This window comes from Arthrobacter sp. P2b, from assembly GCF_900168295.1.
Taxonomy (GTDB): Bacteria; Actinomycetota; Actinomycetes; order Actinomycetales; family Micrococcaceae; genus Arthrobacter.
This window is the reverse complement of record NZ_FVZL01000001.1, coordinates 636,106-663,102: the sequence shown is the minus strand read 5'-3', so window position 1 is coordinate 663,102 and position 26,997 is coordinate 636,106. Positions and strand designations below refer to the sequence as shown.

Annotated in this window: 27 protein-coding genes; 16 read left to right on the top strand and 11 right to left on the bottom strand. The window is 66.3% G+C overall.

The features are described 5' to 3' along the window. Window positions 1-3 precede the first annotated feature (3 nt). Window positions 4-1,194, top strand: a complete 1,191-nt coding sequence (locus tag B5520_RS03005) for an acyl-CoA dehydrogenase family protein (RefSeq protein WP_079595553.1) — start codon at window positions 4-6, stop codon at window positions 1,192-1,194. 32 nt (window positions 1,195-1,226) lie between these two features. On the opposite strand, the gene B5520_RS03000 is transcribed toward B5520_RS03005, so the two are convergent. After that, complete coding sequence (locus tag B5520_RS03000; protein ID WP_079595552.1) at window positions 1,227-1,793, bottom strand: M23 family metallopeptidase; 567 nt, start codon at window positions 1,791-1,793, stop codon at window positions 1,227-1,229. A 448-nt stretch (window positions 1,794-2,241) separates the two neighbouring features. Between B5520_RS03000 and rpsB the strand changes: the two genes are divergently transcribed. The 6 genes from rpsB (at window position 2,242) to B5520_RS02970 (ending at window position 7,191) form a co-directional block, all read left to right on the top strand. Then, window positions 2,242-3,099 (top strand): 30S ribosomal protein S2, encoded by an 858-nt coding sequence (gene rpsB, locus B5520_RS02995; protein ID WP_079595551.1) that lies wholly within the window; start codon window positions 2,242-2,244, stop codon window positions 3,097-3,099. Window positions 3,100-3,224: 125 nt separating this feature from the next. Beyond that, on the top strand, window positions 3,225-4,061 hold the full coding sequence (tsf, locus tag B5520_RS02990) for a translation elongation factor Ts (protein ID WP_079595550.1): 837 nt from the start codon (window positions 3,225-3,227) through the stop codon (window positions 4,059-4,061). Window positions 4,062-4,180: 119 nt separating this feature from the next. After that, window positions 4,181-4,918 carry a UMP kinase gene (gene pyrH / locus B5520_RS02985; protein WP_079595549.1) on the top strand — a complete coding sequence of 246 codons (738 nt, stop codon included), beginning with the start codon at window positions 4,181-4,183 and terminating at the stop codon, window positions 4,916-4,918. 127 nt (window positions 4,919-5,045) lie between these two features. Next, window positions 5,046-5,603: a ribosome recycling factor gene (gene frr / locus B5520_RS02980; protein WP_079595548.1), complete on the top strand. Its 558-nt coding sequence runs from the start codon at window positions 5,046-5,048 to the stop codon at window positions 5,601-5,603. Further along, window positions 5,603-6,526: a phosphatidate cytidylyltransferase gene (locus B5520_RS02975; RefSeq protein WP_079595547.1), complete on the top strand. Its 924-nt coding sequence runs from the start codon at window positions 5,603-5,605 to the stop codon at window positions 6,524-6,526. The genes frr and B5520_RS02975 overlap by 1 nt, the downstream gene beginning before the upstream one ends. A gap of 77 nt (window positions 6,527-6,603) precedes the next feature. Further along, window positions 6,604-7,191 carry a DivIVA domain-containing protein gene (locus B5520_RS02970; protein WP_079595546.1) on the top strand — a complete coding sequence of 196 codons (588 nt, stop codon included), beginning with the start codon at window positions 6,604-6,606 and terminating at the stop codon, window positions 7,189-7,191. 3 nt (window positions 7,192-7,194) lie between these two features. Here the strand turns inward: B5520_RS02970 and B5520_RS02965 are convergent, their stop codons facing one another. From B5520_RS02965 to B5520_RS02945, 5 genes are read right to left on the bottom strand one after another with little or no spacing between them, the layout of a single operon-like run. Continuing rightward, entirely contained in the window at window positions 7,195-7,884 is a 690-nt protein-coding gene (locus tag B5520_RS02965; protein WP_079595886.1) for a hypothetical protein, read from the bottom strand. A 19-nt stretch (window positions 7,885-7,903) separates the two neighbouring features. Next, window positions 7,904-9,370 (bottom strand): sodium/solute symporter, encoded by a 1,467-nt coding sequence (locus B5520_RS02960; protein WP_079595885.1) that lies wholly within the window; start codon window positions 9,368-9,370, stop codon window positions 7,904-7,906. A gap of 7 nt (window positions 9,371-9,377) precedes the next feature. Further along, on the bottom strand, window positions 9,378-9,728 hold the full coding sequence (locus B5520_RS02955; RefSeq protein WP_079595545.1) for a hypothetical protein: 351 nt from the start codon (window positions 9,726-9,728) through the stop codon (window positions 9,378-9,380). Further along, on the bottom strand, window positions 9,725-10,441 hold the full coding sequence (locus B5520_RS02950) for a LytR/AlgR family response regulator transcription factor (RefSeq protein WP_079595544.1): 717 nt from the start codon (window positions 10,439-10,441) through the stop codon (window positions 9,725-9,727). Before B5520_RS02950 ends, B5520_RS02955 begins: the two co-directional genes overlap by 4 nt. Window positions 10,442-10,476: 35 nt before the next feature. Beyond that, window positions 10,477-11,673, bottom strand: a complete 1,197-nt coding sequence (locus B5520_RS02945) for a sensor histidine kinase (protein WP_079595884.1) — start codon at window positions 11,671-11,673, stop codon at window positions 10,477-10,479. 182 nt (window positions 11,674-11,855) lie between these two features. On the opposite strand from B5520_RS02945, the gene B5520_RS02940 reads away from it, so the two are divergent. Together B5520_RS02940 and B5520_RS02935 are read left to right on the top strand one after the other, a co-directional pair. Beyond that, entirely contained in the window at window positions 11,856-12,236 is a 381-nt protein-coding gene (locus tag B5520_RS02940) for a DUF485 domain-containing protein (RefSeq protein WP_079595543.1), read from the top strand. Next, the gene (locus tag B5520_RS02935; RefSeq protein WP_079595542.1) at window positions 12,233-13,849 is read left to right on the top strand and encodes a solute symporter family protein; all 1,617 of its coding nucleotides are present in this window, start codon (window positions 12,233-12,235) and stop codon (window positions 13,847-13,849) included. Before B5520_RS02940 ends, B5520_RS02935 begins: the two co-directional genes overlap by 4 nt. A 110-nt stretch (window positions 13,850-13,959) precedes the next feature. Here the strand turns inward: B5520_RS02935 and B5520_RS02930 are convergent, their stop codons facing one another. From B5520_RS02930 to B5520_RS02915, 4 genes are all read right to left on the bottom strand, one after another. After that, entirely contained in the window at window positions 13,960-14,589 is a 630-nt protein-coding gene (locus B5520_RS02930) for a hypothetical protein (protein ID WP_079595541.1), read from the bottom strand. A 5-nt stretch (window positions 14,590-14,594) separates the two neighbouring features. Continuing rightward, window positions 14,595-14,999 (bottom strand): DUF4383 domain-containing protein, encoded by a 405-nt coding sequence (locus B5520_RS02925; RefSeq protein WP_079595540.1) that lies wholly within the window; start codon window positions 14,997-14,999, stop codon window positions 14,595-14,597. Window positions 15,000-15,136: 137 nt separating this feature from the next. Next, entirely contained in the window at window positions 15,137-15,778 is a 642-nt protein-coding gene (locus B5520_RS02920; protein ID WP_079595539.1) for a hypothetical protein, read from the bottom strand. 146 nt (window positions 15,779-15,924) lie between these two features. Next, a complete protein-coding gene (locus B5520_RS02915) occupies window positions 15,925-16,398 on the bottom strand; it encodes an Lrp/AsnC family transcriptional regulator (protein WP_079595538.1) in 474 nt (157 codons plus the stop codon). A 194-nt stretch (window positions 16,399-16,592) separates the two neighbouring features. Here B5520_RS02915 and pdhA point away from each other — a divergent pair, with 194 nt between their 5' ends. The 3 genes from pdhA to B5520_RS02900 are packed head-to-tail and all read left to right on the top strand — an operon-like array spanning window position 16,593 to window position 20,178. Continuing rightward, window positions 16,593-17,762, top strand: a complete 1,170-nt coding sequence (pdhA, locus tag B5520_RS02910) for a pyruvate dehydrogenase (acetyl-transferring) E1 component subunit alpha (protein ID WP_079595537.1) — start codon at window positions 16,593-16,595, stop codon at window positions 17,760-17,762. Then, window positions 17,762-18,772 carry an alpha-ketoacid dehydrogenase subunit beta gene (locus tag B5520_RS02905; RefSeq protein ID WP_079595536.1) on the top strand — a complete coding sequence of 337 codons (1,011 nt, stop codon included), beginning with the start codon at window positions 17,762-17,764 and terminating at the stop codon, window positions 18,770-18,772. The genes pdhA and B5520_RS02905 overlap by 1 nt, the downstream gene beginning before the upstream one ends. 8 nt (window positions 18,773-18,780) lie before the next feature. After that, window positions 18,781-20,178: a dihydrolipoamide acetyltransferase family protein gene (locus B5520_RS02900; protein ID WP_254865446.1), complete on the top strand. Its 1,398-nt coding sequence runs from the start codon at window positions 18,781-18,783 to the stop codon at window positions 20,176-20,178. Window positions 20,179-20,199: 21 nt separating this feature from the next. Here B5520_RS02900 and B5520_RS02895 read toward each other — a convergent pair whose 3' ends face one another. After that, window positions 20,200-20,949: an SACE_7040 family transcriptional regulator gene (locus B5520_RS02895; RefSeq protein WP_079595533.1), complete on the bottom strand. Its 750-nt coding sequence runs from the start codon at window positions 20,947-20,949 to the stop codon at window positions 20,200-20,202. Window positions 20,950-21,092: 143 nt separating this feature from the next. Here B5520_RS02895 and B5520_RS02890 point away from each other — a divergent pair, with 143 nt between their 5' ends. From B5520_RS02890 to B5520_RS02875, 4 genes are all read left to right on the top strand, one after another. Then, window positions 21,093-22,700 carry a carboxyl transferase domain-containing protein gene (locus B5520_RS02890; RefSeq protein ID WP_079595532.1) on the top strand — a complete coding sequence of 536 codons (1,608 nt, stop codon included), beginning with the start codon at window positions 21,093-21,095 and terminating at the stop codon, window positions 22,698-22,700. A 7-nt stretch (window positions 22,701-22,707) separates the two neighbouring features. After that, window positions 22,708-24,936: an acetyl/propionyl/methylcrotonyl-CoA carboxylase subunit alpha gene (locus B5520_RS02885; RefSeq protein WP_079595531.1), complete on the top strand. Its 2,229-nt coding sequence runs from the start codon at window positions 22,708-22,710 to the stop codon at window positions 24,934-24,936. Between the two features lie 2 nt (window positions 24,937-24,938). Next, window positions 24,939-26,102 (top strand): acyl-CoA dehydrogenase family protein, encoded by a 1,164-nt coding sequence (locus B5520_RS02880; RefSeq protein WP_079595530.1) that lies wholly within the window; start codon window positions 24,939-24,941, stop codon window positions 26,100-26,102. Between the two features lie 83 nt (window positions 26,103-26,185). Beyond that, window positions 26,186-26,995 (top strand): CoA transferase subunit A, encoded by an 810-nt coding sequence (locus B5520_RS02875; protein WP_079595529.1) that lies wholly within the window; start codon window positions 26,186-26,188, stop codon window positions 26,993-26,995. Window positions 26,996-26,997: the final 2 nt, after the last annotated feature.

The window sequence follows — 26,997 nt, the reverse complement described above, 5'->3', positions numbered from 1 at the left end:
CCCATGTCCACGTCCATGCCAAGTGTGAATGACCTTCCCTATGCTGACGGCGACTTCTACGCCTTTGAGCAGCTGCTCGGTGCCAAGGAGCAGGACCGGCTCGCTGAAGTCAGGGACTTCCTGGCCCGGGAGGTCCGGCCCATCGCCGTGGACTGCTGGAACCGCGGCGAATTTCCCATGGACCTCATCCCCAAGCTCGCCGACATTGACCTGGTGAGCCCCGTCCGGCGGCAGGGTTACTCAAACCTGTTTGCGGGACTGCTCCATGCCGAAGTAACGCGCGCTGACGCATCCATTGCGACCTTCATGGGCGTCCACGACGGGTTGTTCACGGGCTCCATAGAAGCCCTGGCCTCCCAGGAGCAAAAGGACGAGTGGCTTCCCGAGATCTACGCCCTGAAGAAGACCGGCGCCTTCGGGCTCACCGAGCCGCTGGGCGGAAGCGATGTAGCCGGGGGAACCCGCACCACGGCCCGGCGGGACGGCGGCAACTGGATCCTGAACGGCGCCAAACGCTGGATCGGCAACGCCACCTTCTCGGACTGGGTGGTCATCTACGCCCGCGATGTTGAGGACAACCAGGTGAAGGGATTCCTGGTGGACACCACCCTTGCAGGATTCAGTGCCACAAAGATCGAGAACAAGATCTCGCTCCGGACCGTCCAGAACGCCGACATCACCCTGACCAACGTCACTGTGCCGGACTTCTTCAAGCTTGCCCACGCCAACAGCTTCCGCGATGTCAACAAGGTCCTCAAGGTCACCCGGCTCGGCGTCGCCTGGCAGGCCGTTGGCCTGCAGATGGCCGCATTCGACGTTGCCCGGCGCTACGCCGTGGAGCGCCACCAGTTCGGCAGGCCCCTGGCCTCCTTCCAGCTCGTGCAGAACCAGCTGGTCCGGATCCTCGGCAACACCGTCAGCTCCATGGGCATGATGGCCAGGCTTTCGCAGCTGGAGGACGCCGGCCTGGCCAAGGACGAACAGTCGGCGCTGGCCAAGGCCTTCACCACGGAGCGGATGCGGGACAGCGTGGCCCTCGGCCGAAGCATCCTGGGCGGCAACGGGATCGTGACGGACTTCGAGATGGCCAAGATCTTCGCCGATGCGGAAGCCATCTACTCCTATGAAGGAACCGCCGAGATCAACACCCTGGTGACCGGCCGGGCAATCACCGGCATATCGGCCATCGTCTGACCGCAGCCGTTGCCGCCGTACCCCCATCGGGACTACGGCGGACCGTCGAGCGGCAGCAGGATGGACGGCCGCAGGTCCATCACGAACTGCAGGGGATTGACATAGTCCTCGCCGCGCCGGACGCCCCAATGGATGCAGGCGGATACCCCGCAGTGCCCGGGAAGGGCGGTACCGATGACCTGTCCGGCGGCTACCGGGTTGCCCGCCGCCAGGGTACTCTCCACCGGTTCAAAACTGCTGCGCAGCCCGTTGCCGTGATCAATGGTGATGACCGGCCGATCCACCACCACGCCCACGAAGCTGACCGTTCCGGCCGCAGGGGAGGTGACCGGGGCGCCGTCGTATCCTGCCCCAAGGTCCACGCCCCGGTGCCCGCTCAGCCAGGGCTTCGGCGGGGGATCGAAATTGCGCAGAACCTTCGGGCGGGGTGCCAGCGGCCACTGCCACGAGGGCGCCGGCACGGCCGCGCCCGCGTCCCCTGCCGCCGTCGTGCCGGCCGCGTGAACGGCAGGGGAGAAGCTGGATGGCAGCGGCTGCGTGGTGGAGGCGACCGACGCGGGAAGGAGCAGGAGCGCCGCGAGGAGGAGCGAAGGTTTCATCCGCCCAGCATGCGCCGCACGAAAACCGGGCCGGCAGGGCCGATCCGGCCTATGTGGAAAAGGCCCCGGGCAGGGCGTTTGCTGTCCGCCGGACACGGGCGCCTGTAGTACACTTGGTGGAGCAGTTTGCTGCGCCCTCAACGCTTCCCGTCCCAGTGGTTCACCCCCGCGGTGCATCCCCTTGTCCGGATTGCGTCGGCACATCTCATTCAGGAGTGTGGGGGAGCAGCAGCTGACTACGCGCATCCAGCCCTCCACATGGTGAAGCCCCGGCAACGCCTCTGAAGGATCGCGCCTCCTGCGGTCCGTGCCATATGGCGCGGATGGGAAGCGTGATGGATGCCAGGAGCACGGCCCGGCCTGGGCCACGCTAATCAACCGTCAACTATTGGCAGGGTAAGAAGCCTCCGGGCTCTCTCATGAATGACCTGCCGGAAGGAGCGTCGGCATGCCCGTCGTAACTATGCGCCAGCTGCTTGACAGCGGCGTCCACTTTGGACACCAGACCCGCCGTTGGAACCCGAAGATGAAGCGCTTCATCTTCACCGAGCGCAACGGCATCTACATCATCGACCTTCAGCAGTCGCTGTCCTACATCGACCGCGCCTACGAGTTCGTCAAGGCCACCGTTGCCCACGGCGGCACCGTGCTCTTCGTCGGCACCAAGAAGCAGGCCCAGGAAGCAATTGCCGAGCAGGCAACCCGCGTTGGCCAGCCCTACGTGAACCAGCGCTGGCTCGGCGGTATGCTGACCAACTTCCAGACTGTCGCCAAGCGCATCCAGCGCATGAAGGAACTCGAAGAGATCGACTTCGACGACGTCGCCGGTTCCGCGTACACCAAGAAGGAGCTGCTGCTCCTCAAGCGCGAACTCACCAAGCTCGAGTCCAACCTCGGTGGTATCCGCAACCTGACCAAGGCACCCTCCGTGCTCTGGATCGTGGACACCAAGAAGGAACACCTCGCCGTTGACGAGGCCAAGAAGCTGAACATCCCGGTTGTTGCCATCCTGGACACCAACTGCGATCCGGACGAAGTCGACTTCCCGATCCCGGGCAACGACGACGCCATCCGCTCCGTGAACCTCCTGACCCGCGTTGTTGCCGACGCCGTTGCTGAGGGCCTCATCGCCCGCAACAACCGTGGCACGGGCGCCACCGAAGCTCCGGAAGAGCCGCTGGCTGAGTGGGAGCGCGAGCTCCTCGAAGGCAGCAAGGCCGAGGAAGCTGCGGCAGCCCCTGCTGCTCCGGCAGAAGAAGCTGAAGCCCCGGCTGCTGCCGAGGCTCCCGCTGACGACGCCAAGTAACACAACTAAATCCGGATTCTCCGCGCTTACCAGCCGGAGCTGCTGACAGGATGGCCGCCCGCTTTCGCGGGCTGCCGTCCTGTCGGTCCGTACACCACAACAAATTTCTAGACAGAGGGGTTCACATGGCGAACTACACTGCCGCGGACATCAAGGCCCTGCGCGAGCGCACCGGCGCCGGCATGATGGACGTCAAGAAGGCTCTTGACGAGGCCAACGGCGACGCCGAGAAGGCCATCGAGATCATCCGCATTAAGGGCCTCAAGGGCGCTACCAAGCGTGAAGGCCGCTCCACCGCTGAAGGCCTCGTGGCCGCCAAGGTCAGCAATGGCGTCGGCGTCATGATCGAGGTCAACTGCGAGACCGACTTCGTTGCCAAGGCTGACAAGTTCATCCAGCTGGCCGACAAGGTCCTGGCCGTGGCCGTTGAGTCCGGTGCCGCCGACCTCGAAACCCTGCTCGCCACCGAAGTTGACGGCAAGCCGCTCTCCGAGGTCGTCGTCGAAGAAGGCGCTGTCCTGGGCGAAAAGGTTGTTGTCCGCCGCATCTCCCGCGTTGAGGGTGCCACGGTTGACGCTTACCTGCACAAGACCTCCAAGGACCTGCCGGCCCAGGTTGGCGTGCTGTTCGCTGTTGACGGTGAAGGCGAAGCTGCTGCCACCGCCGCCCACGACGTCGCAGTCCACATCGCTGCCATGGCTCCGAACTACCTGACCCGCGAGGACGTTCCGTCCGACCTGGTTGAGTCCGAGCGCCGCATCGCCGAAGAGACCGCCAAGGCCGAGGGCAAGCCCGAAGCTGCCCTCACCAAGATTGTGGAAGGCCGCGTGACGGGCTTCTACAAGGGTGAGGTCCTGGTTGACCAGGCATTCGCAAAGGATGCCAAGAAGTCCGTGGCACAGGTCCTCAAAGAGGCCGGTGTCAACGGAACCGCGTTCACGCGTTTCCGCGTCGGCTCCTAGTCGAATCTGTGAGGGGGTGGCCACTTCGGTGGCCGCCCCTTTTGCATGCAACGGGACCGGTACCGACCACCGGGCCCGGCAGGATAACCTTTTTTCAGACTCATCAACGGGAAGGCATCATGGAAGCCGTCAACACTGTAATCCAGCCAGAGAAAAGCAGGCGGCGGGTCCTCCTGAAGCTCTCCGGTGAGGTCTTCGGCGGCGGGAAGCTGGGTGTCGATCCCGAGACCGTCCGCGACGTCGCCAAGCAGATCGCCGCAGCCGTGCCCGAGGTGGAAGTGGCCATCGTTGTGGGCGGCGGCAACTTCTTCCGCGGCGCCGAACTCTCCCAAAGCGGCATGGACCGTTCCCGCGCCGACTACATGGGCATGCTGGGAACCGTCATGAACTGCCTGGCCCTGCAGGACTTCCTGGAGCAGGCCGGCGTGGAAACCCGCGTCCAGAGCGCCATCACCATGGGCCAGGTGGCGGAAGCCTACATCCCGCGCCGCGCCATCCGGCACATGGAAAAGGGCCGCGTGGTCATCTTCGGTGCCGGCGCCGGCCTGCCCTACTTCTCCACGGACACGGTAGCCGCGCAGCGGGCCCTTGAGGTCCACGCCGACGTTGTCCTGATGGCCAAGAGCGGTGTGGACGCCGTCTACACGGCCGATCCCAAGAAGGATCCCACCGCTGAACGGCTCGAGACCCTCAGCTACGACGATGCCCTCCGCCGCGACATCCGGGTCATGGACCAGACGGCGATGACCATGTGCAAGGACAACAACCTCTCCATGGTGGTCTTTGGCATGGAGGGTGAAGGCAACGTCACCCGCGCCATCCTGGGCGAAAAGCTGGGCACACTGGTCACCGCCTAGCTCCGGCTAGGATGTTTTCAGGACAGTTCCGTCCCCGCCCGGCCGGCGGGGACGGAAGCAGCAACAGAGAACCATGTGTGTGCAGGGAACCGGTGCCCCGGACTGCACCAGAATCTGAGGAGAGACCGTGATCGAAGAAACCTTGCTCGAAGCCGAAGAAAAGATGGACAAGGCCGTAGAGGTAGCCAAGGAAGACTTCGCTGCCGTACGCACCGGCCGGGCCAATCCGGGTCTGTACAACAAGGTCCTGGTGGACTACTACGGCTCACCCACCCCGCTCCAGCAGCTGGCCTCGTTCGCCATCCCTGACGCCCGCACCATCCTCATCACCCCGTTCGACAAGACGGCCCTGCGTGACATTGAGCGTGCGCTCAGCGACTCGGAGGTCGGCGCGAACCCGTCCAACGACGGCAACGTCATCCGGATCACCATTCCGGAACTGACCAAGGAACGCCGCAAGGAATACGTCAAGATCGTCAAGACCAAGGGCGAGGACGCCAAGGTTTCCATCCGCAACATCCGCCGCAAGGCCAAGGAAACCCTGGACCGCCTGGTCAAGGACGGCGAAGCCGGCGAAGACGAGGGCAGCCGGGCCGAAAAGGAACTGGACGGCCTCACCAAGGCACACGTCGACGGCATCGATGAGCTGCTGAAGCGCAAGGAAGCAGAGCTGCTCGAAGTCTGATGGGCCAGGCAGATCAGGCCCCCACCCCACGGGCGCGCACACGGGGGAAGCAGCCTAGGAGCAACCCGACGCCGAAGGCCGGGCGGAACCTGCCCGCCGCCGTCGTGGTGGGCCTGGCCATGCTGTTCGCCGTCCTGGGCGGGCTGCTGTTCCTCCCGCTCGGCTTCGTAGCCGTCACCACCGCCTTCGCAGTATTCGGCGTCTGGGAAATCTACCGGGCCCTCGAAGCCAACGGCACCAGGATGCCCATCGTTCCGGTCATGACCGGAACGGTGGCCATGCCGTTCGTGGCATACCTTGGCGGCATCGAAGGCCTGCTGTTTGCCATGCTGCTCAGCTCCGTGGCCGTGCTGCTTTGGCGATCCGTTGAAAGTGCTGCAGGCTCCGCCAACAGCATTTTCGCGGGTGTCTTCACCCTGGGCTGGGTGCCGTTCTTCATCAGTTTCGCCGCCCTGCCGCTGCACGCCACCGGCGGGGCGTCCCCGCTGGGGCTGTGGCCCGGCGGGACTATCCCCGAAGGAGCCTGGCAGGTGGCGGTCATGCTCCTGCTGGTGGTCTCCAACGACACGTTCGGGTACCTCGTGGGTGCGTCCCTCGGGAAGCACCCCATGGCGCCGAAAATCAGTCCCAAAAAATCCTGGGAGGGATTCGCCGGTTCCGTGGCCGGTGCCGTGCTCATCGGCATTCTCGCCTGCCTGTTCGTGCTGGACAAGCCCTGGTGGGTGGGGGTCGTGCTGGCCGTGGGCACCGTGGCCGCCTCCACCGCCGGTGACCTCGCCGAATCCATGGTGAAGCGCGAACTGGGCGTCAAGGACATGAGCAGCATCCTGCCCGGGCACGGCGGAGTCATGGACAGGCTCGACTCCATCGTGTTCGCATCACCGGTGGTTTTTGTCCTTTACGGACTGCTCGCCGGAGCCTGACACAAACCCTGGCCGGGCCCCGGCACCCATAAACTGGTGCAGCGGCGCTACGGCTGAAAAGCATCGAAGGAATCAAAGTGGCATTGGACATTCATCGGCAGCAGATCCCTGCGTCCTTTGAGCGCGTGCAGCGCAGTGAATACGGCTACAACGCCAAGCAGGTGGACCAGTTCCTGCAGCGGGCACGCGTGTCCCTGGAAACCCCCGAATCCGCAGCCCAGCCGATCAACAGCGCAGACGTCCGGGCCGTGTCCTTCGACCCCGTCAAAGGCGGATACTCAGCATCCGTTGTGGACGCCGCCCTTGACCGCCTGGAAGACGCCTTCGCCCGCAGGGAACGGGACGAGCTGATCGCAGCCCATGGCGAGGAAGCCTGGCTGCGGGAGATCGGAAACCTCTCGGGGATCCTCCGCGGCCGGCTCCACCGCCCCGACGGGGAGCGTTTCCGCCGGCCGGCCAAGAAGAAGGTCCGCAGCTACAACACAACGGATGTGGACAGGCTGTGCCATGAGCTCGTGGCGTACCTGGAACAGGACAAGCCGCTGAGCGTGGACAGCGTCCGCCGGGCCGTTTTCCGCCCTGCCACAGGCCGCGACGGCTACGAGGAAGCCCAGGTGGACGCGTTCCTTGACCGTGTTGTTGAGCTCATGGCCGCCATCGACTGACGGCTAGGGTCCGTCCCGCGGGGTGGGGGACAGGGGCGTGTACCTGCTCCAGATCCCGGCATAGGCGCGGTATCCGTAGTAGGCGGAAGCCGCCAGGAAAGCGAAGCCGCAGGCCGCTCCCACGATGACCGCCGCCGTCGTCCCTGCCCCCACAAGAGTCAGCAGCAGTCCAGAGAGAATGGCGATCAGCGCGGCATTCGCGCAGTTCATGAAAACCATGCTGCTGCCGGCCACATGGCTGAACGCGCTCCGGTTTCCGAAGAAGAAGTAGGTCCTCTCCGAACCGGACTCATCGTCGTGGTAGGCCGCCATCAGGTACGGCGCCACACCGGGGTCCAGGTCCACGTACGCCGCCCGCAGCCTGTTCATGGCGGTCACATACATGAGGTCTTCCTGGGCCACGTTCAGGACCCGTACCTGCGTGAGCAGCCCCATGGCCACGTCGATGCACAGCACGATTACCGCGAGCAGGACGAAGGCGTCCGAAAATTTCGTGGCCTGGCCCACCAGCGCCGCACTCACCACGCTGGCCGACGTGAAGGTCAGGAACATGCTGATCCGTGTCAGCACCTCGCTTTGGGCGGTGCTGCGTGATGCCAGCAGGCCCCAGTGCTCGGTGGCGAGCAACTGCGCCCGCACGGACGGCGGCACCGCGTCCTGCTGGCCTTCCGGGCTCCCGCCGTCGGTGGACATGGCGTAATTGTCCACCCATTCAGCGTTCCGTAGCCAGCGGCCTTTCCGGCGTATGCAGGCGGGTCATGACCCGTGCCATGGTCTTCGGCACCCGTCCTGCCGTGGCCCGTGAAACCAGCACCATCACGGCAAACGCCGTGGGAACGGTCCATGCCGCAGGCTGGGCGAGCCAGGCGGGAATGCTCGCAGCGCCCGCCATGGCTCCGATGATCATGGCGCCGCCGCACAGCAGGCCTCCGGTTACCATGCCCGTGATCGCGCCGGCGTCGGTCAGCCCCCGCCACCAGATGCCCAGCAGCAGCACCGGGCAGACGGTCGAGGCGGTGAAGGCGAACACCAGGCCCACGCTGCCGGCCAGCGCGAAGGAATCGGTCATGAACGCAAAGCCAAGCGGTACGACGGCGGATATTACGGCTGCGAGGCGGAACCCGCCGACGCCGCCGCCCAGGACGTCCTGGCTGATGACGCCGGCCAGGGAGACCACCAGCCCCGACGTGGTGGACAGGAACGCGGCGAAGGCGCCTGCCACCACCAGGGCCGAGAGCAGGTCACCGGCCGTACCGCCCACGAGTTCCCCGGGGAGCAGCAGCACCATGGCGTCGGCTTGGCCGGCTCGCGCCAGGCCCGGCGCAAACATCCTTCCCACCAAGCCGTACGCGGTGGGAAACAGGTAGAAGACGGACAGCAGCCCCAGGACGATCAGCGTGGTCCGCCGTGCCGACTGCCCGTCCGGGTTGGTGTAGAAGCGGACGAGGACGTGGGGCAGCCCGAGCGTTCCGAACAGGAGCGCCACCAGCAGGGACATGTTTTGGTACAGCCCGGCCGGGGGAGCATTGGTGGGGTTGGCGGCAGGCGGGGACAACTCCGGGGTCCCGTTCCCGGCAAGCATGAAGATGATGAACAGGATGGGGACGGCCAGGGCGGTGAGCTTGAGCCAGTACTGGAACGCCTGGACGAACGTGATGGACCGCATCCCGCCGGCAGCTACCGTGAGGCAGACGACGATCACCACCGCCACGGACCCCGCCCAGGACGGGAGGCCGGTGGTGATGCGAATGGTCAGGGCGGCGCCGTGCAACTGCGGCACGATGTAGAGCCATCCCACCAGCACCACCACCAGGCTGGTGACCTTGCGGACGGCGCGCGAATCCAGCCTCGCCTCGGTGAAGTCAGGAATGGTGTACGCGCCGGAACGCCGCAGCGGGGCCGCGACGAACAGCAGCAGCATCAGGTACCCGGCGGTGTATCCCACCGGAAACCACAGCGCGTCGGTTCCGGACAGCAGGATGAGTCCGGCCACACCCAGGAAGCTGGCGGCGGACAAGTACTCGCCGCCGATGGCCGAGGCATTCCACCATGGCCGAACGGTCCGGGACGCAACATAGAAGTCGCCCGTGGTACGGGAAATCCGCAAGCCGTAGAACCCGATGACGGCCGTCGCCACGGAAACCACGGCCACGGCAGCAATCGCGATGCCCGGGTTCACGCCGCCCTCACTGGTCACCGGCCAGGTCGCGGTAGCGGGCCTCATTGCGGGCCGCCGTCCGGGTGTACAGCCAGGCGCTCAGCCCGATCACCGGGTAGATGCCGCCCCCGAGCAGCAGCCAGCCGAACGGAATCCCGGCGATCCGGGTTTCGGCCAGGCCCGGCACCATGGCGAGCAGCAGCGGAAATGCGCCAAGGATCAGCAGGAACCCGCCGGCCACCACCAGGGCCAGCCGCAGCTGGGACCTGATCAGGGAACGGACAAAGACCTGGCCCACATCCGACTCCTGCGCCGCTTCCCGCGTCTCCTGGGCCGGGCGGGCCGCCGTGGTTGGAGCCGTCACCCGCACCCTTGTCATGACTGCGGCCTGATCCGGGTGGCCTCGAGCTTCTCCCGGACGGTGGGCAGGTGCCGCCTGCTGATGGGCAGGCCGGCGCCTGCCACCGTGACGCTGGGCCCGTCGGCAGCCAGCTTCATGGAGCTGACGTGCTTGAGCGCCACCAGGTAGGACCGGTGCGTGCGGATGAAGCCGGCCTCCGCCCACTGCTGCTCGAGTTCGGCCAGCGGCACCCTGATCAGGTAGCTGGCATCGGCTGTGTGCAGCCGCGCGTAGTCTCCCTGCGCCTGGACGTACGTGACGTCGTCGCGCCTGATCATCCTGGTGGTGCCGCCCTGGTCCACCGTGATCATCTCCGGGGCGCTGCCGCCGTCGCGCAGTTCACTGATGCGGGCCACGGAGCGGGCCAGGCGCTCGGCCCGGACGGGTTTGAGGAGGTAGTCGACGGCGGCGAGTTCAAAGGCGGCCAGGGCGTGTTCCTCGTCAGCCGTGACAAACACCACCGCCGGCGGGTTGCTGCTCGCGGAAATCGCCCGGGCAATGTCCAGGCCGGACACGGCCGGCATATGGATGTCCAGGAACACGGCGTCCACGGACCCGGCGGACAGGGCCCGGAGGGCTTCGCTGCCGGACGTCGCCCGGAGGACCGTGCCGATCCGTGAGTCCCTGCCCAGCAGGAATGCGAGCTCTTCCACCGCGGGCAGCTCATCGTCAACGACGAGGACGTTAATCATGCTCCTAGGTTAGCTTTCCGTCGGCAGTGGCCAGGTCACGCGTCGTGGCCGGGCTGGGACTTGGGCACCCGCATGGTGATCAGTGTTCCTTCGCCGGGAGCGGTTTCGATGATCAGGCCGTGGCCGTTGCCGTAGACCTGGCGCAGCCGGGCGTCCACGTTCCGCAGCCCCACGTGCTCCCCGTCGCTGTGGCCCGCGAGCATCGACTGCAGCTGTTCGGGGTCCATGCCCACGCCGTCGTCCTCGATGGTGACCTGGGCAAACGCGCCGGCGTCGTCCGCGGTGATGCTGATGTGGCCCGGTCCTTCCTTGGCCTCCAGCCCGTGCCGAACGGCGTTTTCCACCAGCGGCTGCAGGCTCAGGAACGGGATGACGGTGCCAAGCACCTCGGGCGCCACGCGCAGGCTGACCTGGACCCGCTCACCGAACCTCGCCCGTTCCAGGAGCAGGTAGCGGTCAATGCACCGCAGTTCCTCGGCAAGCGTGGTGAAGTCCCCATGCCGGCGGAAGGAATAGCGCGTGAAATCGGCGAACTCCACCACCAGTTCCCGCGCCCGTGCCGGATCCGTATTGATGAAGGACGCGATGGCGTTCAGCGAGTTGTAGATGAAGTGGGGGCTGATCTGGGCGCGCAGCGCCCGCACCTCGGCTTCCATCAGCTGCGTGCGGGAGGCGTCCAGCTCCGCGAGCTCCACCTGCACGGCCACCCAGTCCGCCACCTCGCTGGTGGCCCGGACCAGTCCTGCACCCACGGACGGCGCGAAGGCGGCGACGGCGCCCACCACCCGGGTGCCGGCACGGACGGGTGCGATGACAGCGGCGAGCGGGCCGCCGGTGGCGTCCGTGGCCGCGCTGGCCTCTCCGGCGGGGAGGACGGCTGTCCGGCCACCCGCCAGGACTCCGGCAGCAAGGTCCATCAGCCGGGGCTTCAGCTCCTCGCCTGCACCGTCCCACGCCAGCACACCGGAGGTGTCCGTAATGGCCAGGGCGTCACAACCGAGGAGGGTGCGTAGCTGCCGGCCGGCCTTCGCCGCGCCCGCGGGGTTGAGGCCGCGGCGGAGATGCTGGCCAGCCTGGGACGCGGCGTGGAGCGTGTGGTACGTGGCACGCTCGGCGTCAGTGCCAAGGTCCCGGAAGGACCGGAGCACCTTGAGTCCCACGCCGACGACGACGGCGATGGCCATGGCGATGACGGCCACGGCCGCGGCGGTCAGGAGGGGGGAGTCCGGCATGCTGCCCAGCGTAGCGGCGGGTGCCGTTTGCCGCAGCATTCCGACCGCTGGGCGACCGCACCGGGGCCAGGTCTGGAAAGTAGCAGCCCGCGCGCAGCACAGTGATTGCAGTCACACTTCCGGTGTCCCAGCCCAGGGCCAACCGCCCGGTGTGTCCCGGCAAGTCTCAATGAGGAGGAACGATGGGTAACGATGCCCATACTCCGGACGCAGCGGCGTCCGTGGACTTTGAACAGGTCCAGTCGACCGGGCAGTTCCAGGAACTGCGCAAACGACACCGCAGCTTTGTTTTCCCCATGGCAATCGCCTTCCTGCTGTGGTACTTCGCCTACGTCCTGCTCGCCGACTATGCCGTGGGCTTCATGTCCACAAAGGTCTGGGGCAACATCAACATCGGCCTGATCTTCGGACTGCTGCAGTTCGTCTCCACGTTCGCCATCACGGGCTGGTACGTCCACTACTCCAACAAGCGGCTGGACCCCATCGCCAAGGAGATCCGGGACGAGATTGAGGGCCACGAATTCGATAAGCAGGGCAACCGGGTAGGTGGAGTCAACAAATGATCAACATAGCTGCCGCGGTGGACGTCGCCGCACTTAAGGACACCACCCTGCTGAACATGGGCATCTTCGGCATCTTCGTGGCCGTCACAATGGTGATTGTGTTCCGGGCCAGCCGGAACAACAAGACGGCCGCTGACTACTACGCTGCCGGACGTTCCTTCACGGGCTCGCAGAATGGAACCGCCATCGCCGGCGACTACCTCTCGGCGGCCTCCTTCCTGGGCATCACGGGCGCCATCGCCATCAACGGGTATGACGGCTTCATGTACTCCATCGGCTTCCTGGTGGCCTGGCTGGTGGCGCTGCTCCTGGTGGCTGAACTGCTGCGCAACACCGGCAAGTTCACCATGGCCGACGTGCTCTCCTTCCGGCTGAAGCAGCGGCCCGTCCGGATCGCCGCGGCCATCTCCACCCTTGCCGTGTGCTTCTTCTACCTCCTGGCCCAGATGGCGGGTGCCGGCAGCCTGATCTCCCTGCTGCTGGGCATCAGCGACTGGGGCGGACAGGCACTGGTGATCATCGTCGTCGGCGCCCTCATGATCATGTACGTCCTGATCGGCGGCATGAAGGGCACCACCTGGGTCCAGATCATCAAGGCCATCCTGCTGATCGCAGGTGCCGCGGTCATGACCCTCTGGGTCCTGGCCATCTACGGCTTCAACCTCTCCAGCCTGCTGGGCGCGGCCGTGGAGACCGCCAACAACCCGGCCGTCCTGAACCCCGGCCTGCAGTACGGCAAGACCGAAACCTCCAAGCTCGACTTCATGTCCCTGGGCCTGGCCCTGGTCCTGGGAACTGCCGCCCTGCCCCACGTCCTGATGCGCTTCTACACGGTCCCCACGGCCAAGGAAGCACGCAAGTCCGTGGTGTGGTCCATCTGGCTGATCGGCCTCTTCTACCTGTTCACCCTGGTCCTCGGCTACGGCGCCGCAGCACTGGTGGGTCCCGAAACCATCAGGACCGCCCCGGGCGGCGTCAACTCGGCAGCTCCGCTGCTGGCCTTTTACCTGGGCGGTCCGCTGCTGCTGGGCTTCATCTCGGCCGTGGCCTTCGCCACCATCCTGGCCGTCGTGGCGGGCCTGACCATTACCGCCGCTGCCTCCTTCGCCCACGACATCTACGCAAGCGTCATCTCCAAGGGCAAGGCCGACGCCGACACGGAAGTTAAGGTCGCCCGGCGCACCGTGGTGGTGATCGGCGTCCTGGCCATCCTGGGCGGCATCCTCGCCAACGGGCAGAACGTGGCGTTCCTGGTGGCCCTCGCCTTCGCCGTGGCAGCATCAGCCAACCTGCCCACCATCATCTACTCCCTGTTCTGGCGGAAGTTCACCACCCAGGGCGCGGTGTGGAGCATGTACGGCGGGCTCGGTGCAGCCATTGTGCTGATCATCTTCTCGCCTGTGGTGTCCGGCGGAGCAACGTCGATGATCAAGGACGCCAACTTCGCGCTCTTCCCGCTGAGCAACCCGGGCATTGTGTCCATCCCATTGGCCTTCTTCCTGGGCTGGCTCGGGACCGTCCTCGACAAGAAGCGCGAAGACACCGCGAAGCAGGCCGAGATGGAAGTCCGGTCCCTCACCGGAGTGGGCGCCGAAAAGGCCGTCAACCACTGACGATCCAACCCCGGCGGCCTCCACAGGCCACCACAAACAGAAAGAGCCTCCGTTCCGCGCCAAGCGGGAACGGAGGCTCTTTTTGTGGAGGGCCCTTTTGTGGAGCTCTCCTAGCGTTGGTGGTGCCCGCCGGTGGCGGGAGCGCCGCCGTGTTCGCCGTGCGGGACAGCGAACTGTCCTGCCGTTGAAGCGGCGAGTCCCGGCGTCGTAATTCCTGCCACTACAACTGCACCTGCGAAGGCGGCCAGCAGCAGCCGGCCGGGTTTGCCGGTGGGGACAGCGCCAGCCAAAGGTACCCGTAGCTGCACGGAAGTCCGGCGCAGCCAGGCGAGCGCTGCAATGATCATCAGGGTCAGCAGCAGGGCGGCCGCCTGGCTCAGGTTGAGCCCGGACGTCCCCGGGGTGCTGAGGAGGATGGCAGCCACATGGACCCCGGCCGCTGCGACGAGGGTCCATCCTGCCGCCCTGCCGCCCGGGACACTTCCCCTGGCCAGGAACACAACGGAAGCGGCGAGGAGTCCGGCTCCCCAAAGCCCGGCAAGTCCGCCCGCCGCGTATCCAACCGCTCCAGGACCTTCCGCCCCCAATGCGAAGAAGCTCGAGGAGATGGCAAGATTGACCGTCCCGGCCCCGAAACCGGCGAAACCGGCGAAGAGCCGGACTGCCGCTGGCTTGGACCCCTCCCCTTCCGGCGGGGACGCCGGAAGGGGCGGGATGCTGGTTGCGGTCCGCTGGGACATGGTCCTTATGCCCGTACGGTCGCCGGGGACTTGTCGAGCGACAGGCCGACGCCCAGCAGGAGCACGGCGCTGGCAAGGTGCAGCACGTTGTCCGCACCGTTCAGCGCGATGATGTTCAGCGGGGAGGCCAGCAGGAAGAGGCCCAGCACGCCGACCAGCAGGTACACGGCGCCAACGGCGGTGTTCACGGTACGGGCGCTCGCGGTGCCCTTCACCCCGGCGAGAAGCAGTGCGGCGCCGATGGCGAGGTGGATGATGTTGTGCAGGGGGTTGACTTCAAAAATGATGAGGTTGGCGCCCTCGGTGGCGGCGAAGCCAACGCCGGATGTGACGGCGAAGCCCAGGAGGCCGACCAGCAGGTAGACGGCTCCGAAGACGGTGGCGACGAGACGGTTGGGTGATGTGCGCATGGCCCGAATCCTTCCGGTAAGGCGGGTGGCTTGTTCCCCGCCGGACTGCAGGTCCCTGGCCGGGACCCTCGGAAGCAATTCGGACCATGCAGGGGCGTGGATGGGTAAAAAATCAGCGCCCTTCCTCACGCGGCCGGTTACGCGGCGGGCCTCAGCTTGATGTTGGTCATCTTCAGCTCATCGGTGCCCTCGAACCGGTACGCGAGGTCCACGTTCTTGCCGTCGCAGGTGATGAGGCCGGCAACGTCCGCGGATTTAACGCCGTTTTCCGTGGCCACCTGGAGATCGTTGTAGGCCGGTTCGCAGGTATCGTCCATTCCCAGGCTTTCGACGCCGGCAATAAACGACTCCTTGGACAGCTGCTCCTGCAGCGCCGGATCCAGGTAGTCGTCGTAGGCTTTGGAGCTGTCGCCCGCGATCACCAGCTTGGTGAAGCCGTCGGCCAGGCCTTTGGCCTGGTTGGTGGCACTGCCGGCCACATTCACAAGGATGATGAAGCCGAGGATCACCAGCAGCAGGACGCCGCCAATGCTTGCCAGGATGATCCACAGCTTCCGGCGGCTTTTCGCCGGGGGCTCCCCGGGGAGGCCGAACGGGCCGGATCCCGGCTGCTCCGGTTGCGGCTGCCCGTACTGCGGTTGCCCATACTGCGGCTGCCCGTACGGTGCTTGTCCGTACGCCGGCTGGTTTCCGGCCGGGGGCTGCTGCGGCTGTTGGGGCAGCGGCTGGGGCCCGGAGCCGGTGCTGCCCGGCTGGTACGGTTCCTGGGGACTGCTCAAGGTGGGGCCTTTCCGAAGTGGTGCATGCACCGCCTGGTTGCGGAGCCGTCGTTCCGGCCCCGGCGGATATCTTGGACCAGCCTATAACCCGGGCCGCCGGCGCCGTACTCCAAACCAGCCGCCCGCCGTCGTAATTCATGCCACCGCTAGCTGCGCTCTGAACCCCGGTCCAGGAGGGGCTGCACCCGGAAGGGGATGAGTTCACCCATGGCCAGCGCGGTGTCTGTCCGGTCCACGCCGTCGCACGCGAGGATTTTCCCGTTGATGCGGAACAGGTCTTCGGCGTCCAGTGCCACCACCCGCAGCAGCAGGTCGGCGGATCCGGTGAGGCCGTAGCCTTCCAGGATTTCCGGGATATCGGCCAGTTCCGTGGCCAGCCGGGTGAGTTTCTGCTGCTGGACATGCAAGGAGATGAACGCCATCAGCGGATAACCCAGCGAGGCCGGATTGATGCGCCGTTCAAAGGACAGGAAGACGTGCTTTTTCTCCAGCTGGGACATCCGGGCCTGCACCGTGTTCCGGGACAGGCCAAGCTTCTGGGCGAGTGCCACCACCGTTCTGCGGGGGTCCTGTGCCAGGGCCGAAAGGAGGCGGGTGTCGGTGCCATCCAAAGCTTGCATAATGCGCAACGCTAGCACGGTCCTGCGCCGCCAAACAGAGCATTGTGCTCAGTCGGTGCCGCAGTGGTTGTACCTCCTGAGCATTGTGAGTAGGGTCACAATATCCGGGGCAACGGCGCCCGGGAGGCCTGCGGATCAGGGGACCACAAGTTCCAACGCTGCAGGTCAACGACGTGAGAAGGTTGCGGGCTATCGTGTCTACAGACGGAACGGGCCAGGGCGGTACAAAGGCCCACAACAGCGCCCAGGGTACCCACGGACCTGCCCATGGGCTGGTCCAGCTGATCACTCCTTCCGGGGAACGGGTCAGCCATCCGGAATTCGATTTCTGGGTTAGGGACATCACGGACGAACAGCTGTGCTCGCTGTTCGAGGATATGAGCGTCATCCGGCGCATCGACGTCGAGGCCACGGCCCTGCAGCGGCAGGGTGAACTCGCGCTCTGGCCCCCGCTGCTTGGCCAGGAGGCGGCGCAGATCGGTTCGGGCCGGTCCTTGCGCCCCGACGACTTCGTGTTCTCCAGCTACCGGGAAAACGGGGTGGCGTACTGCCGGGGCGTGGATCTGACGGACCTGGTCCGCGTCTGGCGCGGCAACGCATCAGCGGGGTGGGATCCCTACGCGGTTAACATGGCCACTCCGCAGATCATCATCGGCGCCCAGACCCTGCACGCTACCGGCTATGCCATGGGCATCCAGAACGACGGCGCCGACTCCGTAGCCGTCACCTATTTCGGGGATGGCGCAACCAGCGAGGGCGACGTCAACGAGGCCATGGTGTTTGCCGCCAGCTTCCAGGTTCCGGTCGTATTCTTCTGCACGAACAACCATTGGGCCATTTCCGAGCCCGTGCGGCTCCAGTCACACATCCAGCTCGCGGACAGGGCCACCGGCTTCGGAATCCCCAGCATGCGCGTGGACGGCAACGATGTCCTGGCCGTGATGGCTGCGACCCGCGTTGCCCTTGACCGGGCACGCCGCGGGGGCGGTCCCACGTTCATTGAAGCTGTCAGCTACCGGATGGGACCGCACACCACGGCCGACGACCCAACCCGGTACCGGGACCCGAACGAGCTTGAGGACTGGGCGGCAAAGGACCCGATCAGCCGGGCGGCGGCCCTGCTGGACCGGAAGGGCCTGCTCACCGACGAGCTGCAGCAGCAGGTTAAGGACAAGGCCGACGCCGTGGCCCGTGAGATGCGCAACGGCTGTACCACCATGCCGGACCCGCGGCCGCTGGACGTCTTCAAGCACGTGTACAGCACACCCAACTCCTGGCTGGACCGGCAGCAGGAGCACTACGCCCGTTACCTGGCCTCCTTCGGTGATCCCGCCGGGGCCACTTCTGAAGAAGGTGCACGCTGATGACCCAGATGACCTTTGCCCGTGCCATCAACGCGGGCTTGCGCAAATCCCTCGAAAACGATCCCAAGGTGGTCCTCCTCGGCGAGGACATCGGTACCCTCGGGGGTGTCTTCCGGGTGACGGACGGGCTGCAGAAGGACTTCGGGAAACACCGCGTGGTGGATACCCCGCTCGCCGAATCCGCCATCGTGGGGACCGCCGTCGGCCTCGCATACCGGGGTTACCGGCCCGTGGTGGAAATCCAGTTTGACGGCTTTATTTACCCGGCGTTCGACCAGATCGTCAGCCAGGTAGCCAAGCTGCACTACCGTACGCGGGGAGCGGTGAAGATGCCCATCACCATCAGGGTCCCGTTCGGCGGGGGCATCGGCTCGCCCGAGCACCATTCCGAATCACCGGAAGCGTACTTCACGCACACCTCTGGCCTGCGCGTGGTGACCGTTTCCAACCCGCAGGACGCCTGCACCGTGATCCAGCAGGCCATCTCCTGCGATGACCCCGTCATCTACTTCGAACCCAAGCGCCGCTACCACGACAAAGCGGACGTGGATGATGCCGTTGACTTCCGCAGCGCAGCACCCATGGATCAGGCGCGGGTCCTCACCGAAGGCACCGACGTCACCCTTGTCGCCTATGGGCCCCTGGTCAAAACTGCCCTTGACGCCGCTGCAGCCGCCGCGGACGAGGGAATCTCCATCCAGGTCATCGACCTGCGCTCGCTGGCCCCCGTCGATTACGACACGGTTGTCGGCTCGGTCCGGCGCACCGGCCGCTTGGTCATCACCCACGAAGCCGGTCAATCAGGCGGACTCGGGGCAGAGGTGGCGGCAAGCATCACGGAGCGCTGCTTCTACCACCTGGAAGCTGCACCGGTCCGGGTCACCGGCTTCGACATTCCGTACCCCTATTCCAAGCTGGAGATGCACCACCTGCCCGGCCTGGACCGCATCCTCGACGGAGTGGACCGGGCCCTCGGCAGGCCCAACTCCCTCAGCGGGCTGGAAGGATGAGCGTCACCATGATCAAGGAATTCCGGCTCCCGGACCTGGGCGAAGGACTCACCGAGTCCGAGATCCTCAGCTGGAAGGTGGGAGTGGGCGACACTGTCACCCTGAACCAGGTGATCGCCGAGGTCGAAACCGCCAAGGCAGTGGTGGAACTGCCGTCACCGTTCGCCGGAGTCATCAAGGAGCTCCACGAACAGCCCGGAACCATCGTCGAGGTGGGCAAACCGATCGTGTCGTTTGAAGTGACGGACGACGCCGGCACGCCACCTTCCGCGTCAGGTGACACTGCCGCCGGGGTGCGGGAGGCGGAGGAAGGGGAGGCGCCTAAGAGGCAACCGAACCTGGTGGGGTACGGCGCCGTCGTCGAAAGCTCCGGACGCCCCACCCGCCGGCCCCGGAACTTCGCCGCCCCGGTGGTTGAGCGTATCCAAACCATGTCGGTGGTTGAGCCTGTCGAAACCACGCCTGTCGAAACCCAGCCTGTCGAAACCCGGTTTGCCGAAACGACGCCGGGTGAGCGGCCCCGCTCCACTCCGCCGGTGCGCAAGCTGGCCAAGGATCTCGGCGTGGACCTGGCGGCAGTCACCGGCACTGGCCCGTCCGGTCTCATCACCCGGGAGGACGTTCAGTCCTACCTTGAGGGCACGCCGACAGAAGCGCCGGGCGCCGACCAGCCGGTTCCGGACAGCCGGGAAACCGGAGCGGGGGAGCGGGAAACCCGGACCCCCATCAAGGGTGTCCGGAAATTCACGGCCGCAGCGATGGTGGAAAGTGCCTTCACCGCCCCGCACGTCACGGAGTTCCTCACCGTTGACGTCACTCCGAGCATGGAGCTCCTTGCCAGGCTGAAGGGCAGCCGGGAATTCTCGGCCTTGAAGCTGACGCCCCTGACCCTCGCGGCGAAGGCAGTGCTCATCGCCCTACGGCGCAATCCCGCCCTGAATGCCCGCTGGGATGAAGCGAACCAGGAGATCGTCACCTTCAACTACGTGAATCTGGGCATTGCGGCAGCCACGCCGCGCGGACTGATGGTGCCGAACATCAAGGATGCCGATGCAATGTCCCTTGCGCAGCTGGCTGAAGCGTTGACGGCCCTCACCGAAACTGCCCGTGCGGGAAAGACCACTCCGGCGGACCTCTCCGGGGGAACTGTTTCGATCACGAATATCGGCGTCTTCGGCATCGACGCCGGGACACCCATCCTCAACCCGGGGGAAGCGGCCATCCTTGCCATCGGCGCCGTGCGGACCATGCCGTGGGAATACCGTGGCGAGGTGGCCCTGCGGCAGATCATGACACTCAGCCTGTCCTTCGACCACCGGCTGGTGGACGGCGAACAGGGATCGAGATTCCTGGCCGACGTCGGGGCCATCCTGGCCGAACCCGGCATGGTCCTGGCCATGGTCTAAATACGGGACGCGGGCCAGCGGCTACACGGCCGCCGGGTTGTCGACCGTGAGGGCCGCCAGCGCCATCCCCTCAAGCAGCGGCCGGGCAGCCGCGGCCGCGATCCTGCGGCCGTGGCTGCGCACGGAATGCGGCGTGGAATTGATGAGGCCAAAGGTGGCGTGCGCGCGCATCCGGAGCTCCGAGGTATCGGTGCCGGGGTGCAGCCTGGCGAGCACGTCCACCCACACCTCCACATAGCTGCGCTGGAGGGCCCGCACCGCGGCCTGGTCCTGCTCGGAGAGGTTGCTGAAATCCCGGTCCTGGACCCGGATCACGTCCGGCTTGCCCAAGGCAAAATCCACCTGGAACTCCACCAGCTGCCGCAGGGCGGTCAGGGGGTCCGGGCTGTCCTCCACCACTTTGCGGCCGCCGTCCAGCAGCTCCTCGCTGACCGTCACCAGCAGATCCGCCAGGACCGCCTGCTTGCCGGGAAAGTGACGGTACACGGCCGGGCCGCTGACGCCTGCTGCTGCTCCCAGGTCCTCCAGCGACACCCGGTTGAAGCCGTTCACGGCAAACAGGGAGGCGGCGGCGGTCAGCAGCGCCTGGCGGCGGTTCTCCTTCGCCTTGCTGCGCTGGGTTGAACTGCGGTGCTGGGCTGCATTGCCCTGCTGGGTTGCACTGCCCTGCTGGGCTGCATTGCCCTGCTGGGCTGTATCGCCGTGCTGGGTCGTACTGCTCTGCTGGGCCGGCGTGCGTTCGCTGGTCTGCGTTGCGTCGGTGCTGCGCACATTTCCTCCTCGGACCCGCAGATTCTAGCAAGGCACCTCTGTGTTGGACATCACAGTTAATAGAGACTAACCTGAATTTCAGTTATTGGTCACTAACCGAGTTGGCTCCTGCCGGCCTGGTTTGCACAGGAATGGACCCGTCGATGGAGACCCTTGTCAGCCTGCTGGACCCCACCAACGAGGCGTTCGGTGCCAACCGCGAAGCCCAGCTCCAGCTGGCGGAGGACCTGCGGAAACGGTTGGCGGACGCCGCCCTGGGGGGTCCCCAGAAGTCCCGGGAACGCCACGTGGCACGGGGAAAACTCCTGCCCCGCGAGCGCATCGACCAGCTGCTGGATGACGGTAGCCCCTTCCTCGAAATTGCACCCCTCGCCGCCACCGGGATGTACAACGACGAAGCTCCCGGCGCGGGGGTCATCGCCGGCATTGGCCTGGTGCACGGACGCCATGTCCTGGTCATCTCCAACGACGCCACGGTCAAAGGCGGCACCTACTATCCGATGACCGTCAAGAAGCACCTGCGGGCCCAGGAAGTCGCACTCGAGAACCGGCTGCCGTGCATCTACCTGGTTGATTCGGGCGGTGCATTCCTGCCCAAGCAGGACGAGGTTTTTCCGGACAAAGACCACTTCGGCCGCATCTTCTACAACCAGGCGCGCCTCTCAGCGGCAAAAATCCCGCAGATCGCCGCGGTGATGGGCTCCTGCACTGCCGGCGGCGCCTACGTCCCGGCCATGAGCGATGAAACCGTCATCGTGCGCAACCAGGGCACCATCTTCCTGGGCGGCCCGCCGCTGGTGAAGGCCGCCATCGGCGAAATTGTCACGGCCGAGGAGCTCGGCGGCGGGGACGTGCATTCGCGGATCTCGGGGGTGACCGACCATTTGGCGGAAAACGACCACCACGCCCTGCAGATCATCCGCGACATCGTGGCCACGCTGCCCAGACCGGCGGCCCCCGCGTGGGACGTGGAACCCGCCGTCGGGCCTGCCGCACACACGGAGGAGCTGTACGGCGCTGTCCCCACGGACGTCAACGCCCCCTATGACGTCCATGAGGTCATCGCCAGGTTGGTTGACGGCAGCAGGTTCCACGAGTTCAAGAAGGACTACGGCACCACCCTGGTCACCGGCTTCGCCCGCCTCCACGGCCATCCGGTGGGCATCGTGGCCAACAACGGCGTGCTGTTCAGCGAGTCGTCCCTCAAAGGCGCACACTTCATCGAGCTGTGCGACCAGCGCGGCATCCCCCTGGTGTTCCTGCAGAACATCTCGGGCTTCATGGTGGGCAGGGACGCGGAGCAGGGCGGCATCGCCAAGAACGGGGCAAAAATGGTCACGGCCGTGGCCACCGCCAGGGTCCCGAAGCTGACGGTGGTGATCGGTGGTTCCTTCGGCGCCGGCAACTACTCCATGTGCGGCCGCGCCTATTCGCCGCGCTTCCTCTGGATGTGGCCGGCAGCCCGGATCTCGGTGATGGGCGGCAACCAGGCGGCAAGCGTGCTGGCAACTGTGAAGCGGGACCAGTACGAAGCGGCCGGCGAGGAATGGTCAGCCCGGGATGAAGAAGAGTTCAAGGCCCCCATCCGCCGGCAATACGAGGACCAGGGCAGCCCGTACTACTCCACGGCCCGGCTCTGGGACGACGGCGTCATCGACCCCGCGGATACCCGCACCGTCCTGGGCCTGGCACTGGACGTCGTCTCCCGCACCCCCTTGCCGGAAACCTCTTTCGGCCTCTTCCGGATGTGAGCCAGCCATGACCCTGCACTCAACGACGAGCATCACCGCACCCGGCACGGCCGCCGCCCGCCAACCGTTGTTCGGCACGGTCCTGGTGGCAAACCGCGGCGAAATCGCGTGCCGCGTCATCAGGACCCTCCGCGCCCTGGGCATCCGCTCGGTGGCCGTGTACAGCGATGCCGACGCCGGCGCCCGGCACGTCCGCGAAGCTGACTCGGCCGTGCGGATCGGCCCGGCGGCCGCCGCCGAGAGCTACCTGAACATCGAGGCGGTCATCGGGGCCTGCCGGCAGACCGGCGCCGAGGCTGTGCACCCGGGCTACGGCTTCCTGAGCGAGAACGTGGAGTTTGCCCGCGCCCTGGAAAAGGCCGGCATCACGTTCATCGGGCCAGGCGTGGAAGCCCTGAACATCATGGGGGACAAGATCCGCTCCAAAAACCACGTGGCGGGCTACGGCGTCCCGGTGGTTCCCGGCGTAGCACGCCCGGGCATGACGGACGCTGACCTGGTGGAGGCTGCCGCCGCCGTCGGATTTCCGCTCCTGATCAAGCCCTCCGCGGGAGGCGGCGGCAAGGGCATGCACGCGGTGGAAACCCAGGAGGACCTTCCCGGAGTCCTTGCCACTGCCCGGCGGGTGGCGGCCAGCGCGTTCGGTGACGACACCCTGTTCCTGGAACGGCTGGTGACCACCCCGCGGCATATTGAGGTCCAGGTATTGGCGGACAACCACGGCAACGTCATCCACCTTGGCGAACGCGAATGCTCCCTGCAGCGGCGGCACCAGAAAGTGATCGAAGAAGCCCCGTCGCCCTTGCTGGAAAGCCTGCCCAACGGGCCGGAAGTCCGGGCCCGCATCGGCGAGGCCGCCTGCAACGCCGCCCGCAGCGTGAACTACAGCGGCGCCGGAACAGTGGAGTTCCTGGTATCCGATGACGCCCCGGACGAGTTCTTCTTCATGGAAATGAACACCCGCCTGCAGGTTGAGCACCCGGTCACGGAGATGGTCACGGGCGTCGACCTCGTTGAATGGCAGGTCCGGATCGCCGCGGGTGAGGAACTGACCGTCCGGCAGGCCGACGTTGTCCTGGAAGGCCACGCCGTGGAGGCGCGTGTGTACGCCGAAGTGCCGGAAAAGAACTTCCTGCCGTCCACCGGGCGGGTTTACCTGCTTGACGAGTTGCCGGACGGAGGGGAGGGACGGATCCGGGTGGATTCGTCACTGGTCGAAGGGCTGCAGCTGTCGTCGAGCTACGACCCGATGATGGGCAAGGTCATCGCCTGGGGTGCGGACCGGGCAGCCGCACTGGACACCCTGGACGGGGCGCTCGCCGGCTACACCGCGCTGGGCCTGGACACCAATGTGGAGTACCTCCGGCTCCTGATCAACGATCCCGATGTCCGGAACGGCCACCTGGACACCGGCCTCATCGAGCGGAAGCTGCCTGGCTTTGCTTTCCGCCGCGTCGATGAGGCCGAGCTGGTGGCCGCGGCCCTCTTCGTTGTCCAAGCCGGTGACCGGGCACCACAGGCGGCCGGTCCCTGGCACGCGGGTAATGGCTGGCGTCTGGGAGCTCCCGCTCCCCGGCGGGTGAGCCTGGGAACGCCCGACGGCGGCGTGGCCACCGTTGCGGTCAGCGGCAGCCCCGCCGCGGGAGACATCATCGTGGCGGTCGACGGCGGTGCCCGCCGCACAGCCTCTCTTCGCTTTTCACGGCGAGGCCACGCGGAGCTGGCCCTCGACGGCGACGTCCACGAGTATGCGCTGGCTCCGGTCTACCCGGGGCCACTCCACCCAGGGCCATCCTTCCCGGAACACGGCACTGCGGAACCCCGCGAAAGGGAGCCGGGGACCCCGCCGTCGGACGCCCCCTTGGAGCTGTTCCTCGGCAACGAAGGCTGGTCCTGCCGGCTGGAGGTGCTGAGCCGTGAGGCGCGGCTCGAACGGGTCCTGGCGGCGATCCAGCGGGAGGAAGGATCCGCGGACCCGGCCGTGCGTTCACCGATGCCCGGCACGGTGGTGTCCGTCCCGGTGGCCGATGGTGACGCCGTGGAAGCCGGCCAGGTCCTGGCTTCGGTGGAGGCCATGAAGATGGAACACCAGCTCCTGGCACCGCTGGCCGGGACGGTGCACCTCACCGCCCGGCCCGGCGACCTGGTGAAGGCGGACCAGATCCTGGCCACCATCCATCCAACCGCTGCCCCGGAACAGCCACAAGACAGTTTGACGAATGGCAAAGGAGCCTAGACATGGCAGGTTTTGAACTCAGCGAGGAATACCAGGACCTCAGCGACACCGTCCGCGACTTCGCGGACACCGTGGTGGCCCCGGTATCGGCCAAGCACGACGAGGAGCACAGCTTCCCCTACGAAGTCGTGAAGCAGATGGCGGAGATGGGCCTGTTCGGCCTGCCCTTCCCGGAGGAGTTCGGCGGAATGGGCGGGGACTACTTCGCCCTCGCCCTGGCACTGGAACAGCTGGGCCGGGTGGACCAGTCCGTCGCCATCACCCTGGAAGCCGGCGTCTCCCTGGGCGCCATGCCCGTGTACCGCTTCGGCACGGACGCCCAGAAGGAGGAATGGCTCCCCATGCTGGCGTCCGGCCAGGCGCTCGCGGGCTTCGGGCTGACGGAACCCGAAGCCGGGTCAGATGCCGGCGGCACCAAGACCCACGCCCGGCGCGAGGGTGGCCAATGGGTGATCAACGGCAACAAGGAGTTCATCACCAACTCCGGGACGGACATCACCCGGCTGGTCACGGTGACCGCAGTCACCGGACAGAAGGAGCGTCCGGACGGCAGCCTGCAGAAAGAGATCTCCACCATCCTGGTGCCCACCGACACGCCCGGCTTCAAGGCGGAAAAGCCCTACAACAAAGTGGGCTGGAACGCCTCTGACACCCACCCGCTCACGCTGAAGGACGTCCGCGTCCCGGAAGAAAACCTGCTGGGTGCCGAAGGCCGCGGCTACGCCAACTTCCTCTCCATCCTGGACGAGGGCCGCATCGCCATCGCAGCCCTCGCCACCGGCGCCGCCCAGGGATGCGCGGACCTGTCCGTCAAATATGCCAAGGAGCGCAGGGCCTTCGGCCAGGAGATCGGCAAGTACCAGGCCATCTCCTTCAAGATCGCCCGCATGGAAGCCAGGGCCCACACCGCCCGCCTGGCCTACTACGATGCAGCCGCCCGGATGCTCGCCGGAAAGCCGTTCAAGACGCAGGCGGCCATCGCTAAGATGGTCGCAGGCGAGGCGGCCATGGACAACGCGCGGGATGCCACCCAGGTATTCGGCGGCTATGGCTTCATCAACGAGTTCACCGTGGCACGCCACTACCGCGACTCCAAGATCCTTGAAGTGGGGGAGGGCACCACGGAGGTCCAGCTGATGCTGATCGCCCGCGAACTGGGACTCTAGCGGGTCCGCTGGGCGGTAGAGCCGTCCGGCGGTCCAGCCTGTCCCGGTGGTCGAGCCTGTCGAGACCCTTGAAAGGACCAACGATGATCAACAAGGTTGTTGCCAGCGCCGACGAAGCAGTGGCGGACATCCCGGACGGCGCCTCCCTGGCCGTGGGCGGGTTCGGACTCTGCGGAATTCCGGTCACCCTCATCGACGCCCTGCACCGTGCCGGCACCTCCGGACTGGAAACGGTCAGCAACAACTGCGGTGTGGACGACTGGGGGTTGGGCATCCTGCTCCGGGACGGGCGCATCCGCCGCACCATCAGCTCCTACGTGGGCGAGAACAAAGAGTTCGCCCGGCAATACCTGGCCGGGGAGCTGGAAGTGGTCCTCACGCCCCAGGGCACCCTCGCGGAGAAACTGCGCGCCGGCGGCGCCGGGATCCCTGCCTTCTTCACCAAGGCGGGAGTGGGCACCCAGGTTTCCGACGGCGGCCTGCCGCAAAAGTACGACGCTGACGGCGGGATCGCGGTGGCATCGGAACCGAAGGAGGTGCGCTCCTTCGCCGGGGTTGACTACGTGCTGGAGGAGGCCTTGACGCCGGACTTCGGGCTGGTCCACGCCTGGAAGGGCGACCGGCACGGCAACCTCGTCTTCCACGCAACGGCCATGAACTTCAACCCGCTCTGCGCCATGGCCGGCCGCATCACCATCGCCGAGGTGGAGGAACTGGTGGAGCCGGGAGAACTGGACCCGGAACACATCCACACCCCCGGCATTTTCGTGCAGCGCGTAGTCCTGGCTTCCAACGCCGAGAAACGCATTGAAAAGCGGACCGTGGCGCTGGCGGCCCCGTCCGGCGGAGGTTCCGTGCAGGGACCCGGCAGCAACCAGCAGGCAGGAGCTTAGCC

Excerpts from the sequence above, each read along its gene's own strand:
- B5520_RS03005 (WP_079595553.1), top strand. The coding sequence starts at position 4 with ATGTCCACGTCCATGCCAAGTGTGAATGACCTTCCCTATGCTGACGGC.
- B5520_RS03000 (WP_079595552.1), bottom strand. The coding sequence starts at position 1,793 with ATGAAACCTTCGCTCCTCCTCGCGGCGCTCCTGCTCCTTCCCGCGTCG.
- rpsB (WP_079595551.1), top strand. The coding sequence starts at position 2,242 with ATGCCCGTCGTAACTATGCGCCAGCTGCTTGACAGCGGCGTCCACTTT.
- tsf (WP_079595550.1), top strand. The coding sequence starts at position 3,225 with ATGGCGAACTACACTGCCGCGGACATCAAGGCCCTGCGCGAGCGCACC.
- pyrH (WP_079595549.1), top strand. The coding sequence starts at position 4,181 with ATGGAAGCCGTCAACACTGTAATCCAGCCAGAGAAAAGCAGGCGGCGG.
- B5520_RS02975 (WP_079595547.1), top strand. The coding sequence starts at position 5,603 with ATGGGCCAGGCAGATCAGGCCCCCACCCCACGGGCGCGCACACGGGGG.
- B5520_RS02965 (WP_079595886.1), bottom strand. The coding sequence starts at position 7,884 with ATGTCCACCGACGGCGGGAGCCCGGAAGGCCAGCAGGACGCGGTGCCG.
- B5520_RS02955 (WP_079595545.1), bottom strand. The coding sequence starts at position 9,728 with ATGACAAGGGTGCGGGTGACGGCTCCAACCACGGCGGCCCGCCCGGCC.
- B5520_RS02950 (WP_079595544.1), bottom strand. The coding sequence starts at position 10,441 with ATGATTAACGTCCTCGTCGTTGACGATGAGCTGCCCGCGGTGGAAGAG.
- B5520_RS02945 (WP_079595884.1), bottom strand. The coding sequence starts at position 11,673 with ATGCCGGACTCCCCCCTCCTGACCGCCGCGGCCGTGGCCGTCATCGCC.
- B5520_RS02940 (WP_079595543.1), top strand. The coding sequence starts at position 11,856 with ATGGGTAACGATGCCCATACTCCGGACGCAGCGGCGTCCGTGGACTTT.
- B5520_RS02935 (WP_079595542.1), top strand. The coding sequence starts at position 12,233 with ATGATCAACATAGCTGCCGCGGTGGACGTCGCCGCACTTAAGGACACC.
- B5520_RS02930 (WP_079595541.1), bottom strand. The coding sequence starts at position 14,589 with ATGTCCCAGCGGACCGCAACCAGCATCCCGCCCCTTCCGGCGTCCCCG.
- B5520_RS02925 (WP_079595540.1), bottom strand. The coding sequence starts at position 14,999 with ATGCGCACATCACCCAACCGTCTCGTCGCCACCGTCTTCGGAGCCGTC.
- B5520_RS02915 (WP_079595538.1), bottom strand. The coding sequence starts at position 16,398 with ATGCAAGCTTTGGATGGCACCGACACCCGCCTCCTTTCGGCCCTGGCA.
- B5520_RS02905 (WP_079595536.1), top strand. The coding sequence starts at position 17,762 with ATGACCCAGATGACCTTTGCCCGTGCCATCAACGCGGGCTTGCGCAAA.
- B5520_RS02900 (WP_254865446.1), top strand. The coding sequence starts at position 18,781 with ATGATCAAGGAATTCCGGCTCCCGGACCTGGGCGAAGGACTCACCGAG.
- B5520_RS02890 (WP_079595532.1), top strand. The coding sequence starts at position 21,093 with ATGGAGACCCTTGTCAGCCTGCTGGACCCCACCAACGAGGCGTTCGGT.
- B5520_RS02885 (WP_079595531.1), top strand. The coding sequence starts at position 22,708 with ATGACCCTGCACTCAACGACGAGCATCACCGCACCCGGCACGGCCGCC.
- B5520_RS02880 (WP_079595530.1), top strand. The coding sequence starts at position 24,939 with ATGGCAGGTTTTGAACTCAGCGAGGAATACCAGGACCTCAGCGACACC.
- B5520_RS02875 (WP_079595529.1), top strand. The coding sequence starts at position 26,186 with ATGATCAACAAGGTTGTTGCCAGCGCCGACGAAGCAGTGGCGGACATC.